Genomic DNA, 14,423 nt, shown 5'->3' with positions numbered 1-14,423 from the left:
TCGCTGGACGAGTCGCCACCAGAGGCGGCGGCTCTTCGGCCTGTCCAAGCCTGCGCAGGCAGCCTTGGAGCCGCAGGCCTCAGCCCCTCGGGGGCGTGAGCCTGCTTGGGGCGGCCCGGCGCTGCGCTCATGAGCCCGCCATCGCCAGCCCGATGGCCTCGCGGGTCCAGGCCGATGAGGGGCGCGGCTCGCCCAGCCGGCCACCGTGCATCACGGCGACCCGGTCCCCCAGCGCCAGCACCTCGTCGAGGTCATCGGAAATCAGCAGCACCGCGGCGCCGGCATCGCGTGCCGCGATCAGCTGCTGCTGCACGTAGGCGACCGCACCGATGTCCAGGCCCCAGGTGGGCTGGTGCGCGACGATCAGGCGCGCCGTCTTGTTCTTCGCCGCATCCGGCGCCAGGAGCGCACGGCCGAGGATGAGCTTTTGCATGTTGCCGCCCGAGAGCGCGCGCGCCGGCGCGTCCAGCCCGGCGCCGCGCACGTCGAAGGCCTGCTCGACGCGGCGTGCATGGGCACGCGCCGCCGCCCGCCGCACCCAGAGCCAGCGCGAGAAGCCGGCGTTGCGAAGCCGCTCGGAGACCGCGTTCTCCCACACCGGCAGGTCGCCCACCACGCCGACCGCGTGCCGGTCCTCCGGGATGCGGGCCACGCCGCGCCGGACCAGGCGAGCGGGCGAGGCGGGCAGGGCCCGCCCCATCAGCTGCACGCTGCCGCCGGTCGCGCGGCGCGTGCCGCAAAGCAGCTCCGCCAACGCGACCTGGCCGTTGCCGGAGACGCCGGCCACGGCCGTGATCTCGCCGGCGCGCAGGCCGAGCGAGACATCGAGCAGCCGGTCGTGCCCCTCGCCGGCGGTGCGCACGTGGTCGAGCACGCAAACCGCATCGCCCACCTGCCGCGCCGGCGTTGGCTTCACGCCCTCCACCGCATGGCCGACCATCCACAGCGCCAGCTGCGCCTGCGTGGTCTCGCGCGCGGGCGCCTCGGCCACCAGCCTGCCGCCGCGCAGCACGGCGATGCGGTGCGAGACGCGCAGCACCTCGTCCAGCTTGTGGCTGATGAAGATGATCGAGAGTCCGCCCGCCACCATCTGCGCGAGCGTGTGGAACAGCGCCTCGCTTTCCTGCGGGGTGAGCACGGCGGTGGGCTCGTCGAGGATCAGGATGCGCGCGCCGCGGTACAGCGCCTTGAGAATCTCCACCCGCTGCCGCTCGCCCACCGACAGGCTGCCGACCCGGGCCTCCGGCTGCACCGGCAGTCCGAAGCGCTGCGAGACCTCGAGCAGCCTGGCGCGCGCCGCGGCACGTCGCGAGAAGGGCTGCCACCAGGGCTCGGTGCCCATCATCACGTTGTCGAGCACGCTCAGGTTGTCGGCCAGCGTGAAGTGCTGGTGCACCATGCCGATGCCCGCGGCCAGCGCGGCCTTGGGCAGGCCGGGCGCCAGCGGCCGGCCGAAGACCTCGATCTCGCCTTCGTCGGCGGTGTAGTGGCCGAAGAGGATCGACATCAGCGTGGACTTGCCCGCGCCGTTCTCGCCCAGCAGCGCGAGCACCTCGCCGGCCTTCAGTTCGAGCGAGATCGCGTCGTTGGCGACCAGGGCGCCGAAGCGCTTGGTGATGCCGCGCAGCGAGAGGACGCTCTCTTGCTCCCTCTCCCGCTTGCGGGAGAGGGCGGGGGTGAGGGCAGCGGAGGGTTGCCGAGGCTGAGCGCTATCCACGGCCCAATGCCCTCACCCCAACCCACTCCCGCAAGCGGGAGAGGGAGCAGGAACCATCCATCGCGTTTACTTGGCGGTGGATTTCGGTTGGCTGTCGTCGACCTTGACGGTGAATTTGCCGGAGAGGATCTCGGCCTCTCTCGCCTTGACCTTGGCGACGATCTCCGGCGGCACCTTCTTCTCGAAGGTCCCCAGCGGCGCCAGCTCGGAGCCCTTGTGCTTCATCATCGAATAGGGGCCGTAGTCCTCGGCGGTGAACTTGCCTTCCTTCACCAGCTTGATCGCGCGGTCGGCCGAGGGCTCGAAATTCCACAATGCCGAGGCCACCACGGTATCCGGGTACTTGTCCTGCGTGTCGATCACGTTGCCGATGGCGAGCTTGCCCTTTTCCTTGGCCGCGTCGCTGACGCCGAAGCGCTCTGCGTACATCACGTCGGCGCCCTTGTCGATCATCGCGAAGGCGGCCTCCTTGGCCTTGGGCGGGTCGAACCAGCTGTTGATGAAGCTCACGCTGAACTCCACCTTGGGGTTGGTTTCCTTCGCGCCGGCCATGAAGGCGTTCATCAGCCGGTTGACCTCGGGAATCGGGAAGCCGCCGACCATGCCGATCTTGTGGGTCTTGGTCATGCCGCCGGCCACCATGCCGGAGAGATAGGCGGGCTCCTGGATGTAGTTGTCGAAGACCGAGAAGTTGGGCGCCTGCGGCTTCAGCGAGGAGCCCATCAGGAAGGCCGTCTTCGGGAAGTCCTTCGCGACCTTGCGCGCCGCGGCCTCGACGCCGAAGACCTCGCCCAGGATCAGCTGGTTGCCCGCCTGCGCGTACTCGCGCATCACGCGCTCGTAGTCGGCGTTGGAGACGTTCTCGGTGGCCTTGTACTCGATCTCGCCGCGCGCTTCGGCCGCCTTCAATGCCTTGTGGATGCGGCCGACCCATTGCTGCTCGAAGGGCACGGTGTAGACCGCCGCCACCTTGAGCTTGGCCTGCGCGAGTGCGAGGCCGGGCGCGCCGGCCGCGAGCGCTGCGGCGATGGCGACTGAACGGACGATCAGGTGACGGCGTAGGGGCACGGACTCTCTCCTCGTTGATGGAAGCTTGTTTGTTTACTTGGTGCCGAAGATGCGGTCGCCTGCATCTCCCAGGCCAGGCAGGATGTAGCCGTGGCTGTTGAGCTCGCGGTCAATTGCGGCTGTGTAGATCGGCACATCGGGGTGCGCCGCCTGCATGTTGCGAATGCCTTCGGGGCAGGTCAGCAGGCACACGAACTTGATCGACTTCGGGTTCAGCTCCTTGAGCCGCTCCACCGCCGCGACCGCCGAGTTGCCCGTGGCCAGCATCGGGTCGACCACGATGCAGTCGCGCTCGCCCATCTCGCCGGGCATCTTGAAGTAGTACTCGACCGCGGTCAGCGTCTTCGGGTCGCGGTACAGGCCGATGTGGCCCACGCGCGCGCCGGGCACCACGCTGAGCATGCCGTCGAGGATGCCGGTGCCGGCGCGCAGGATGGAGACAAGCACGACCTTCTTGCCGTCGATCACCTTGGCGTTCATGGTCTCGAGCGGGGTCTCGATCTCGATGTCCTGCATCGCCATGTCGCGCGTGACCTCGTAGGCCATCAGCATGCTGATCTCGTTGAGGAGGCGGCGGAAGCTGTTGGTGCTGGCCTCCTTGCGGCGCATCAGCGTGAGCTTGTGCTGGACGAGGGGGTGGTCGACGAGGTGGACGTTGCTCATGAGAAAAGGCTTCCTGCGTTTTTCGAAAGGAGGGAGTCTAGAAGACCGTGCCGTCGCTTTCGATGCGCAGAGGCGGCGTGCCGCCACGCAAGCGCTGTGCCAGCACGCGGCCCGCGGCCCAGGTGCCGCCTTCGAGCACGCGGGCCAGCGGCAGCTCTTCCTCACTGCGGCCGAGCGCCTTGCGCACGCGCGGCGCCAGCTCGTCGAGCAGCGCGATGGTCAGCGCGCGCCACTCGACGATGAACTCGTCGCCGGTCTTCCAGGTGCGCTCCAGCAGGGCTGGGTCCCGCGGCACGATCACGCCGCTGTCGAGCAGCAGTCCGCCGTTGCGGTACTCCGGCAGGGCGGTGAGCGCCTCCAGGTGGCGCACCCTGACGCCGGCCCATTCGAAGGGCTCGATCAGCGAGTAGGTGAGCCACTGCGAGAGCTTGTGGAAGGGCATCCAGCCGTTGGTGAGCCCGGGCCCGCGCACGGCGCGGTGGCGCCAGCAGTCTCCCAGGGCCAGTGCGGGATCGCCCGAGGGAATGCCGCCGGCTGCATCGCTGCCGTCGGCTGCAAGGCTGTCGATGAAGTTGGCGGCGGGCCAAATGCCCGACAGCGATTCGAGCAGCAGCGAAAGGATGTCGTGCGCGGTGACTTCGGCCGTCGGCGGCGCGGTGGGTCCGAGGGGGCTGACCAGCGCGTTGAAGATGCCGCCCGGGCGGCCGTCGTCGCCGAAGGTCTCGGGCTGCTCGCTCATGGCCTCGCCCAGGCGGCGCAGCAGGGTGGCGCGGCCGGAGAGCCCCACCAGCTGGTTCATGTCGCTGACCTGGAAGGCATCGCCGAGCCGGTCGGTCACCAGGCCGCGCAGCCCTGCGGCGTCGGCCTGCAGCGGGCGATCGGGGTCGGAAGAGAACAGGCCGCTTGTGAAGGCATGGAAGCTCGCGACGCCCAGCCCTTCGGAGCGCGTGAAGCGCTTGCCGGTGGCAGGCTCGGTGTAGTGCCAGTAGGGGCCGGCGCCGGCATCGAGCAGCACGCTCACCAGCACCAGGTCGATATGGGCGCGGGCGCGCTCCGTCGGGTTCAGATGGCCCAGCAGGCGGTCGAGCTCTTCCATCCGGTTCACGTCGCCGGCCTCGAAGTGGCGCCAGCGGCTGTGAAAGGGGATGGGGCCGGAAGGGTAGCGTTCGTGCGTCACTCCCGCCACGGCGCGCGCGGTCTCCTCGAGCGCCGCCTCGTCGCCGATGGTGAACCACTCCGATTCGCCGCGTCGCGCATGCGCCAGCAGCGCGGCGGCGCGGATGCGGATCGCGCGGGTGGTGCGCAGGAAGGCCACGGCGCCGGCGGGGTGGGCGGTGTCTTCGACGAACTCGAGCGCGGGGTCGACATGGCCGTCGGCGTCGGCATGGCGAACAGCCGCGTTCGAAGTGGGCCGGTCGGGGTCGACCCCGTAGTTGTCCTTGCTCATGTGTCGAGGGTCCTTCCCTTGGCCTTCTTGAGTTCTTCGGCGTCGGGCACGACGCCGGGCGTGAAGTAGCCGGCCGCCATCTTGGCGTCCATCTCGACCCGCGCGTCGGCGGGGATCAGCTCGTCGGGGATGTTCACCCGCTCGCCGATCTCGATGCCCGAGCCGGCGATGGCGTCGAACTTCATGTTGCTCATCGACACCAGGCGGTGGATCTTGCGGATGCCGAGCCAGTGGAAGACGTCGGGCATCAGCTCCTGGAAGCGCATGTCCTGCACGCCCGCCACGCACTCGGTGCGGGCGAAGTATTGGTCGGCCGTGTCGCCGCCCACCTGGCGCTTGCGCGCGTTGTAGACCAGGAACTTGGTCACCTCGCCGAGCGCCCGGCCTTCCTTGCGCGAGTAGGCGATGAGGCCCACGCCGCCGCGCTGCGCACCGCGGATGCACTCCTCGATCGCATGCGTGAGATAGGGGCGGCAGGTGCAGATGTCGGAGCCGAAGACGTCGGAGCCGTTGCACTCGTCATGGATGCGTGCCGTGAGCTCGACCTCCGGGTTGGCCAGGTCGCGCGGGTTGCCGAAGATGTAGAGCGTCTGGCCGCCGATGGGCGGCAGGAAGACCTCGAGGTCGGAGCGGGTCACGAGCTCGGGGTACATGCCGCCGGTTTCCTCGAAGAGCACGCGGCGCAGGTCGGTCTCGGAGCAGCCGAAGCGGCGGGCCACCTCGGGCAGGTACCAGACCGGTTCGATCGCCGCCTTGGTGACGATGGCCGCGCCGCCGGCCGTGAGGAACTTGCCGTCGGCTACCAGCCGGCCCTTCTGCAGCCCCTCGATGACCTCGGGCAGGATCACATGCGCCTTGGTGATCGCGATGGTGGGGCGGATGTCGTAGCCGGCCGCCAGCTCGGCCGCGAAGGCATCGGCCACCACCGCACCCCAGGGGTCGAGCGAGACGATGCGGCCCGGCTCGCCCCATTGCGGGTAAGGCCCGACCACGTCGGTGGGCGCCGTGTTGGTGAGGTCGGCCTTGTGCTCGCGCTTGAGCGCGCCGGCCGCCACGGCCAGCGCGCGATAGACGCTGTAGGAGCCGCTGTGCGTGCCGATCACGTTGCGATGCGCGCGCTTGGTGGTGGTGCCCACCACCGGCCCGCGCTCGGCGGCGCTGGCGGCGCCCCACTGGATGGGCAGCGCGCCCATGCCGCCGGCATGCGAGGTCAGGCGGATATGCGGCCGTTGCGGGGAGGAAGAGGCCGGCAAGGTGGAGGCCGGCAAGGCGGAGGCCGGCGCGGAGGGGGAGGGCTCGGAAGGATTCGGGGAAAGCGTCGGCGTGGAAGGAGTCGGAACGGCGTCAACGGACATTGCAGGCCCTCAAAAAACACAATGTAGCGAGGGCTTCTGCGGCTGGCAAGCCGCGCACCGTGGGCGATTAGGCGATGCGCAACACCCGGTCGAGCGAAAGCGTGCCCCCGCCGCGCCCGACGAGGTAGAGCAGCAGAGCCGCCCACGACAGGTGCGTGGGCCATGCGTCGGGGTAGACGAAGAGCTGGATCACCAGCGTCATGCCCAGCAGCGCCAGGGCCGACAGGCGGGTGAACAGGCCCAGCACCAGCAGCACCGGGAACAGGTGCTCGGCGTAGGCCGCGAGATGGGCCGCGAGCTCCGGTGGCAGCAGCGGCAGCTTGTACTCGGTGCGGAACAGCTCGTAGGCGCTCGGCGTCAGCGTGAGGAAGCCTTCGACCTTGGTGCGCCCCGAGAGAAAGAAGATCGCGGCGATGCCCACGCGCGTGGCCAGCGCCAGCAGGTCGTGCGGGACGAGGCGCGTGAGCAGCTCGGCGAGCCGGTTCCAGTGTGCGCGAAGGCCGTGCGCGTCATCGGCTGCGAAGGGGGCGGAGGCGGCGGTGTTCGAGCTCATGGGGTGCTTTCGGTGGAAGGGGCGGTGGGGTGGGTGAAGGCGCCGGCGCGCAGCAGGGCTTCGAGCAGCGCTGCGAGCTTGCAATCGGCATCGAGGGCCAAGGCCAGCTCGGCGGCGTCGCCCAGCGGCAAGCCGTTGGCGCAGGCATCCAGGAAGGCGCAGGCCGCGCGGCCGATGGGATGCCAGGTCACGGCGTCGGCGGGGCGCGTGAGAAGTGCGCCTTCGCCGCGCCAGACAAGTTCTTCTTCGTCGCTGCCGTCGCCACGGTTGCGCGCCCAGATGCTGTAGATCGGCTGCGCGTCGAACCAGGCCCAGCGCGCCGCCGGATGTGGAGGCAGCACAAGGGCCGCGAGCCGCTCGGGCGCCTGGCGCGACAGCCATGCCGTGTCGACCAGGGGCGCGTTTTCGGCCGCATGAGCCTCGCGCCACAACGCGTCGAGGCGTGCGACATCGGGCAGGTAGGGCAGCTCGGTGGCCGGCTCGAAGCCTTGCAGGAAATCGGCAAAGCCTTCGCCGTAGTTGAGCAGCCGCCCATCGCGCGGCGGGCTGGCCGCCACATGCAGCGCGGCGGCGGCGCGGAACCATTCGCTGCCCACCAGCCGCGCAACAGCCGGGAAGTTGGCTTCGAGCGCGTCGATGCAAGCCTTCATGACCGTGTTGCGGTAGACCGCGAAGGCGGGCTGCGCGGCGAGCTGCCGCACGGCCGGGTTCGTCACCGCACCGGGCGCGAAGAGGGCCTGGGCGAAGGCGTCCTGGAAGCTCATGCCAGGGTCTCCGGTGTTGGCGTGCCCTCGCGCAGCGCGGCTTCGGCCAGGCTGCGCTCATGCATCAGCGCGTCGAAGGCCGGTACGTTGCCATCGCGCTCGATCAGCGTCGGCCGCGCACCGGCGCGCTCGATGAAGCGGCGATAGAGCGCCCAGACTTCCGGCGCGACCGGTGCATCGTGCGAATCGATCAGCAGGGCCTCGCCCAGCGCTGGGTCCTGCGAATGGCCGGCGAGATGGACTTCGCTCACCAGCGCCTGGGGAAAGCGGTCGAGCCAAGCCTCAGCCGAGTAACCGAGATTGCGCGCCGACACATGGACGTTGTTGATGTCCAGCAGCAGCGTGCAGCCGGTGCGGCGCGCCAGCTCGGCGAGGAAGTCGATCTCGTCCCAGGCGTGGCCATCGAAGCGCAGGTAGTGGGAGGGGTTCTCGATCGCGATCGCCGTGGCCAGCGCGTCCTGCGCTCGGCCGATGTTGGCCGCGATGCGGTGCAGGGCCTCGGTGGTGCGGGCAAAGGGCAGCAGGTCGGGAAAGTAGTGGCCGTTCCAGGCCGACCAAGCCAGGTGTTCGGAAATCAGCGCCGGCCGGATGCGCCTGGCGAGCGCTGCCAGCCGCTGCAGGTGCGCGGCATCGGGCTCGCTCTCGCCCGCGAGCGAGAGCGACACGCCATGCAGCGAGACGGGATGCTGCTCGCGCACCGCCTCGAGCCATCCGAGCCGCGGCCCGCCCGCCACCATGTAGTTCTCCGGATGCACCTCGAACCACAGGCCGCAGGCGCGCGCCGACACGGCGGCGTCGTAGTGTTCGGCCTTGAGGCCGAGGCCGGCGGTGAGGGCGGGGGAGGGCATGGTGGCGCAGGGGCCTGTGGGATCGATCAGGACTTGATCGGCGTCAGCGAGCCCATGCCCTTGGGTGTCTTGATCGTGGCGCAGGTGCCGGCCGGCACGTTCTTCCAGGCGTTGCCCTGGTAGTCCACCTTCGAGGTGCCGGCGCAGGTGGTGCCGGGGCCGGCGGCGCAGTCGTTCTTGCCGGCCATGGAGACGCCGTAGCATTTCTCCATCGCGGCCATCTTGTCGGCCATCGGCTTCGTATCTTGGGCCATGGCGGAACCGGCGGCGAGGACGCCGAGGGCGAGGGCGGTGATGGCGAGAGGACGAGTGATCATGGATAGTGCTCCAGTGGTTGAGTGAAGTTTGCAACCGCGCGTTTGGCACGGTCGCTTCTACTTCGCCGTCCGCGGCGGCGGGGTTACAACGCACGGCACAATCCGCCGGATTTCTTTTTTTGCCCGTCGCCGTAACCGGAGCGGGCCGGCGCACGAATGACCCATGGGAGCCCGATGGCAAGGAGCGATGCGGAGACGGTGCTGCACGAGTTGTTCGTGCGCGGCCTGGACGGCGATGCCGCGGCCTACCGGGCTTTCCTGCAGAAGCTCAGCGCACACCTGCGCGCCTTTCTGGCCAGGCGCCTGTTCGGATGGCCCGATGAAGTGGAAGACCTTGTCCAGGAATGCCTGCTCGCCATGCACAACCAGCGCCACACCTACCAGAGCGACCAGCCGTTGACGGCCTGGGTGCATGCGATCGCGCGCTACAAGATGATCGACCTGCTGCGGTCCAAGGCCGGACGCGAGGCGCTGCACGACCCGCTCGATGACGAGCTCGCCGTGTTCGCCGATTCGGCCACCGAGGCCAGCGATGCGCGCCGCGACCTGGCCGGGCTGCTCGACACCCTGCCGGACCGGCATCGATTGCCGATCGTGCACGTCAAGCTCGAGGGCCTGTCGGTGGCCGAGACCGCACGCCTGACCGGCATGTCGGAGTCGGCGGTGAAGGTGGGCATCCATCGGGGGCTCAAGGCGCTGGCACTGAAGATCGGAAAGTCCTCATCATGAAAACAGACGAACTCGTGGCCTTGCTTGCGGCCCGCGCGGAGCCGGTGCCGCGGCATGCTGCCGTACGGCGCTTTGCGTTCGCGCTTGCAGTCGGCCTGCCGCTGTCGATTGCCGTGATGGCCCTCGAGTACGGCGTGCGGCGCGACCTGGTGCAGACCCTGTTCTGGCCGATGTTCTGGGTCAAGCTGCTGTTCCCGGCCTGCATCGCCGTCGCCGGCTTCGTGATCGTGCAGCGCCTGGCGCGGCCCGGGGTGCGCGTGCGCACCGCGTGGCTCGGCCTGGCGGTGCCGGTGCTGCTGGTGTGGGCACTGGGGCTCGTGACCTGGCTGATGGCGCCGCTCGACGAGCGCGTGGCGATGGTGTGGGGGCAGACCTGGCGGACCTGTGTCTTCAACATTGCGCTGATCGCGGCGCCGGTGTTCGTGGCTTCGCTGGTGGCGCTCAAGAGTCTCGCGCCGACCCAGCCAGCGCTGGCCGGCGCGGCGGCGGGTGCGATGTCAGCGGGGGCGGGGGCCGCCGTTTATGCCTTGCACTGCCAGGAACTGGCGGCGCCATTCCTGGCGATCTGGTATGTGATTGGGATGGCGCTGCCGGTGGTAGCGGGGGCGATCTTGGGATCTCGGTTGCTGCGGTGGTGAAACAGCGGGTAGAAGAATTATCCATGCCCAATATGGGCACAAGCATGCCCAAATTGGGTATAGTCATGCCCAATATGGGTACAAGGCGTATTGTTCTCCCTCATCACGGCAGCCTCGCGGACGCGCTTTTTTCTGGCACGAGGCAACGGGTGCTCGGGCTGCTGTTCGGCCAACCTTCGCGCAGCTTCTATGCCACCGAATTGATCGGATTGACCGGAAGCGGATCGGGCGCAGTTCAGCGTGAACTGGCCAACTTGGCACAGAGTGGATTAGTCAACGTGACAGCGGTCGGCAATCAGAAGCACTATCAGGCCAATGCCGAGTCCCCTCTCTTCGAGGAACTGTGCGGCATCGTGCAGAAGACCGTCGGTCTGGCCGAGCCGCTGCGGCAAGCACTGGGGCCGTTGAAGGGACGGATCCTCGCAGCATTCGTCTATGGTTCAGTCGCCAAGAAAGCCGACACGGCCCGCAGCGACATCGACCTGATGCTGGTCAGTGATGAAGCGAGTTACGGAGATACCTTTGCGGCGTTGGAAGCGGCGAGCAGCAAGCTCGGCCGTACCGTGAACCCGACGATCCTCACGCGCAAGGATCTTGCAAAACGCTTGAACGCGAAAGACTCGTTCCTGACCCGTGTGCTCGAACAGCCCAAGATCTGGATCATCGGAGGTGACAGTGACCTCGCCGTTTGAAAACCTGAGTGGCCCGGGCAAGCCATTGAAGGCAGAGCTGCCCGACGCCAAGGAATTTGCCGGGCTCAAGCGCTCGGGGCACGCCAGGTTGCAGGACGCACTCAATGTGTCTCTCTCGTTGGAGAGTCGCTTTGATCTGGCCTACAACGCTGCGCATGCGCTGTGCCTGGCGGCGCTCCGGTGGAGCGGCTATCGCTCCACCAATCGATACATCGTGTTCCAGCTGCTGCCGCACACCCTCGGACTCGGGCCCGAAGTCTGGCGCGTCCTGTCGAAGTGTCACGACATTCGCAATCTCGGCGAGTACGAGGGCGATCTGAACGTCGACGAGCGCATCGTCACTGACTTGGTTACTGCGTGCCAGATTGTTGCGACGCGGGTCGACACCCTGGGGCCGGTTCCACAAAAAGCGCAAGGAGAGAAGGAATAGGAGATGTCGCGTGGCAACTGGCCAATGTTGTCTGCATCCTTGGGCCTTGGAACTGCTTCGCGGAGCACAGCTTGCGCATCTGCGGCCACTCGGGCCCGAGCGAGGGCTTTTCCACGCCGGGGGCCTCCAGCAGCGCGTCCACAAAACGCAGCGCATTGGCCAGGGGTTGTGGGATGGACGAAGATCTTGGGATGCGTCACCAGGCGCAGAATGCTCGCAAGCACCATGGACTGCAGCTTCAGGGGTGTTCCTCGATTCGCGTCGATCAGGGCCTGTTCGAGCCACGCGCTGGCAGTCGCATGATGCGGATGGTCGCTTCGCGAGGCGGCGACCAGGATGTTGACATCAGGTGTCACGAATCGGCGGCGTCCAGCATCGCCTTGTTGCTGAGTCCATCCAGTCCCGAAGCCAGCCCTCCCTTGTACAGATTTCTGTATTCCACGGCGCACTCACCGTCGCGACTTGGCGCCAAAAATCCCCCCCAGCACCCCTCGCAGGATTTCCTTCCCCACCTGCGTCCCCATCGTCCGCATCGCCGACTTCGCCATGGTCTGCGCAAGCCCATCGCGCTTGCCCCCGCGCGGCCCGGTCGAGCCGAACAGGATCTCGTTCAGGCTGCCCATGACGCCGCCCGATTCGGCCGGCGTCGCGGCGCCGGGCTTCCCAGCAGACGCAGGCGCATCCGGCGCCGTCTCGGCCCGCCCCTTGAGTTTCTCGTAGGCCGACTCCCGGTCCACGGCCTTCTCGTACACGCCGGCCACCAGCGAATTCGCCATCAAGGCCTGCCTCTGCGCCGGCGTGATGGGCCCGATCTGGCTGCCCGGCGGCAGCACATAGACGCGCTCGGTGATGCTGGGCCGCCCCTTGGCATCGAGGAAGCTCACCAGCGCCTCGCCCACCGCCAGCTCGGTGATGGCGGTCTCGATGTCCAGCCCCGGCTTCTGCCGCATGGTGGTGGCGGTCGCCTTCACCGCCTTCTGGTCGCGCGGCGTGAAGGCGCGCAGGGCGTGCTGCACGCGGTTGCCCAGCTGCGCCAGCACCGTGTCGGGAATGTCCAGCGGGTTCTGCGTCACGAAGAACACGCCCACACCCTTGGAGCGCACCAGCCGCACCACCAGCTCGATGCGCTCGACCAGCGCCTTGGGCGCCTCGTTGAAGAGCAGGTGCGCCTCGTCGAAGAAGAACACCAGCTTGGGCTGCTCCGGGTCGCCGATCTCGGGCAACTGCTCGAACAGCTCCGACAGCAGCCACAGCAGGAAGGTGGCGTAGAGCCGGGGCGAGTTCATCAGCTTGTCGGCCGCCAGGATGTTGACCACGCCCTTGCCGCCCTCGGTCTGCATGAAGTCGGAGATGTTGAGCATGGGCTCGCCGAAGAACTTGTCGCCGCCCTGGCTCTCGATCTGCAGCAGCCCGCGCTGGATCGCGCCCACGCTGGCGGCGCTGATGTTGCCGTACTCGGTGGTGAACTGGCTCGCGTTCTCGCCCACGTGCTGCAGCATCGCGCGCAGGTCCTTCAGGTCGAGCAGCAGCAGGCCGTTGTCGTCCGCGATCTTGAACACGAGATTGAGTACGCCGGCCTGGGTCTCGTTGAGGTTGAGCATGCGGCCCAGCAGCAGTGGCCCCATGTCGGAAACGGTGGCGCGCACCGGGTGGCCCTGCTCGCCGAACACGTCCCACAGGGTGACGGGGCAGGCCACGGGCGGGGGCTGCTCGAGGCCCCGCTCCTTCAGGACGGCGGCCATCTTCTCGCCGATGCTGCCTGGCTGGCTGGCGCCGGTCAGGTCGCCCTTGACGTCGGCCATGAACACCGGCACGCCGATGGCCGAGAGCTTCTCGGCGATGGTCTGCAGCGTGACGGTCTTTCCGGTGCCGGTGGCGCCGGTGATCAGGCCGTGGCGGTTCGCAAGCCCCGGCAGGAGGCTGCATTCGATGCTGTCGTGGCGGGCGATCAGGAGGGGGTCGGCCATGGGTGCTCCGGGTGTTTCAGTACTGAGCGCAGTCTATCCAAGGCGTCCGGGGCCGCCTCCTATAATTCCGACCCCGTGCGATAGTTCATTCAAAAGTTCTCGGAGCCCTCATTTGTCATCGACCCAGCCCCCCATTTCCGCCCTTGGCGATGCGCCCGAACAGACCGCTCTGGAGACCGAGCTGGCCGTGCTTCTGGTGGAGTCGTTGAATCTCGAGATCGCACCCTCCGAGATCGTGCCGTCGGCGCCGCTGTACGGCGAAGGGCTGGGGCTCGATTCGATCGACATCCTCGAAGTCGCCCTGGAGGTCTCGCGCAAGTACGGCTTCCAGCTGCGCTCGGACGACGAGCGCAACCAGCAGATCTTCCAGTCGCTGCGCAGCCTCGCAGCCCACGTCGCCCAGAATCGCGGCGACTTGGAGAAGGCATGAACGAACCCGTCATGCCCGCTCATCCTGCCCAGACGCGCCCACTCTGCGTTGCAAATGCTCGCCGTAGCACGGGCTACGGCTGCGCTTTGCGCCTTGAATGGGCACGCCTGGACAGGCTGCTCGGGCACGCCGGATTCATTCACGCCTTCTGAGTCATGTCTCGATGGCGCATGGCGCTCCTGCTGCTCGCGGGGGTGGCCTATGCCGGCGTTTCCCATTGGATGATGCTCTTCCACGCCGCCGAGCCCTGGGCGGTGGGGGTGCTGCTCGGCCCGCTGTGGCTGACGGCGCTGGGGCTCGCGGGTAGCCGCTTCGGCAAATGGGGCCTGGCGATCGCCGGGCTGGCTGGCGTGCTGGGCTTTGCATTGGTGCTGCGCGGCGAGGCGGGCGACCCCAACCGGCTCTACATGCTGCAGCACGTGGGCATCAACGCGCTGTTGTGCGGCTGGTTCGGCGGCACGCTGCGGCGCGAGCGGCTCTCGCTGATCGGCCAGTTCGCGCAGCGCATCCACCCGCTGTCGCCCGCGATGCGCGACTACACCTGGCGCGTGACCCGGGTCTGGACCGTGTACTTCGCGCTGCTGGTGCTGGCCTCGATCGTGGTCTATGCCACGATGTCCTTCGCCGCCTGGTCGGTACTGGCCAACCTGCTGACCCCCCTGATGGTGGCAGTCCTCTTCGTGGGCGAGTATCTGCTGCGCTACCGGCTGCATCCCGAATTCGAGCGCACCCGCCTGATCGACACGGTGCGTGCCTTCTACAGTGCGCCGGCCGATCCGGCGCCGCGGCAATGAATGTGATCCCA

At 68.1% G+C, this 14,423-nt stretch carries 16 protein-coding genes; 6 read left to right on the top strand and 10 right to left on the bottom strand.

Features of this window, described 5'->3' with window-relative positions; genetic code table 11:
* Positions 1-127: 127 nt before the first annotated feature.
* The 9 genes from AC3A6X_RS33345 to AC3A6X_RS33305 all read right to left on the bottom strand — a co-directional run bounded on the left by AC3A6X_RS33345 (position 128) and on the right by AC3A6X_RS33305 (position 8,732).
* Positions 128-1,627: an ABC transporter ATP-binding protein gene (locus AC3A6X_RS33345; RefSeq protein ID WP_487846236.1), complete on the bottom strand. Its 1,500-nt coding sequence runs from the start codon at positions 1,625-1,627 to the stop codon at positions 128-130.
* 156 nt (positions 1,628-1,783) lie between these two features.
* Complete coding sequence (locus tag AC3A6X_RS33340; protein ID WP_487846196.1) at positions 1,784-2,785, bottom strand: BMP family protein; 1,002 nt, start codon at positions 2,783-2,785, stop codon at positions 1,784-1,786.
* Between the two features lie 33 nt (positions 2,786-2,818).
* Positions 2,819-3,448, bottom strand: a complete 630-nt coding sequence (gene upp / locus AC3A6X_RS33335; RefSeq protein WP_106559555.1) for a uracil phosphoribosyltransferase — start codon at positions 3,446-3,448, stop codon at positions 2,819-2,821.
* Between the two features lie 37 nt (positions 3,449-3,485).
* Positions 3,486-4,895, bottom strand: a complete 1,410-nt coding sequence (locus tag AC3A6X_RS33330) for a URC4/urg3 family protein (RefSeq protein ID WP_487846195.1) — start codon at positions 4,893-4,895, stop codon at positions 3,486-3,488.
* Positions 4,892-6,250 (bottom strand): GTP cyclohydrolase II, encoded by a 1,359-nt coding sequence (locus tag AC3A6X_RS33325; RefSeq protein WP_487846194.1) that lies wholly within the window; start codon positions 6,248-6,250, stop codon positions 4,892-4,894. The genes AC3A6X_RS33330 and AC3A6X_RS33325 overlap by 4 nt, the downstream gene beginning before the upstream one ends.
* A gap of 67 nt (positions 6,251-6,317) precedes the next feature.
* Positions 6,318-6,803, bottom strand: coding sequence for a DoxX family protein (locus AC3A6X_RS33320; protein WP_487846193.1), 486 nt, complete (start codon positions 6,801-6,803; stop codon positions 6,318-6,320).
* Complete coding sequence (locus AC3A6X_RS33315; protein ID WP_487846192.1) at positions 6,800-7,567, bottom strand: HvfC/BufC family peptide modification chaperone; 768 nt, start codon at positions 7,565-7,567, stop codon at positions 6,800-6,802. The genes AC3A6X_RS33320 and AC3A6X_RS33315 overlap by 4 nt, the downstream gene beginning before the upstream one ends.
* The gene (gene bufB, locus AC3A6X_RS33310) at positions 7,564-8,415 is read right to left on the bottom strand and encodes an MNIO family bufferin maturase (protein WP_487846191.1); all 852 of its coding nucleotides are present in this window, start codon (positions 8,413-8,415) and stop codon (positions 7,564-7,566) included. The genes AC3A6X_RS33315 and bufB overlap by 4 nt, the downstream gene beginning before the upstream one ends.
* Before the next feature lie 26 nt (positions 8,416-8,441).
* The gene (locus AC3A6X_RS33305; protein ID WP_487846190.1) at positions 8,442-8,732 is read right to left on the bottom strand and encodes a BufA1 family periplasmic bufferin-type metallophore; all 291 of its coding nucleotides are present in this window, start codon (positions 8,730-8,732) and stop codon (positions 8,442-8,444) included.
* A gap of 156 nt (positions 8,733-8,888) precedes the next feature.
* Here AC3A6X_RS33305 and AC3A6X_RS33300 point away from each other — a divergent pair, with 156 nt between their 5' ends.
* The 4 genes from AC3A6X_RS33300 to AC3A6X_RS33285 are packed head-to-tail and all read left to right on the top strand — an operon-like array spanning position 8,889 to position 11,221.
* Complete coding sequence (locus AC3A6X_RS33300) at positions 8,889-9,461, top strand: sigma-70 family RNA polymerase sigma factor (protein ID WP_487846189.1); 573 nt, start codon at positions 8,889-8,891, stop codon at positions 9,459-9,461.
* Positions 9,458-10,099 (top strand): DUF1109 domain-containing protein, encoded by a 642-nt coding sequence (locus AC3A6X_RS33295; protein ID WP_487846188.1) that lies wholly within the window; start codon positions 9,458-9,460, stop codon positions 10,097-10,099. The genes AC3A6X_RS33300 and AC3A6X_RS33295 overlap by 4 nt, the downstream gene beginning before the upstream one ends.
* Positions 10,100-10,122: 23 nt before the next feature.
* Positions 10,123-10,791, top strand: coding sequence for a transcriptional regulator (locus tag AC3A6X_RS33290; protein ID WP_487846187.1), 669 nt, complete (start codon positions 10,123-10,125; stop codon positions 10,789-10,791).
* Entirely contained in the window at positions 10,769-11,221 is a 453-nt protein-coding gene (locus tag AC3A6X_RS33285; RefSeq protein ID WP_487846186.1) for a hypothetical protein, read from the top strand. Before AC3A6X_RS33290 ends, AC3A6X_RS33285 begins: the two co-directional genes overlap by 23 nt.
* Positions 11,222-11,670: 449 nt before the next feature.
* Here AC3A6X_RS33285 and AC3A6X_RS33280 read toward each other — a convergent pair whose 3' ends face one another.
* A complete protein-coding gene (locus AC3A6X_RS33280; RefSeq protein ID WP_487846185.1) occupies positions 11,671-13,188 on the bottom strand; it encodes a helicase HerA-like domain-containing protein in 1,518 nt (505 codons plus the stop codon).
* Between the two features lie 112 nt (positions 13,189-13,300).
* Here AC3A6X_RS33280 and AC3A6X_RS33275 point away from each other — a divergent pair, with 112 nt between their 5' ends.
* Entirely contained in the window at positions 13,301-13,618 is a 318-nt protein-coding gene (locus tag AC3A6X_RS33275) for a phosphopantetheine-binding protein (protein ID WP_309961784.1), read from the top strand.
* 170 nt (positions 13,619-13,788) lie between these two features.
* Complete coding sequence (locus AC3A6X_RS33270) at positions 13,789-14,412, top strand: COG4648 family protein (protein WP_487846184.1); 624 nt, start codon at positions 13,789-13,791, stop codon at positions 14,410-14,412.
* Positions 14,413-14,423: the final 11 nt, after the last annotated feature.

The sequence above is a fragment of the Variovorax sp. Soil_C_12 genome, assembly GCF_057657375.1.
This window is presented reverse-complemented; position numbering and strand designations above follow the sequence as displayed.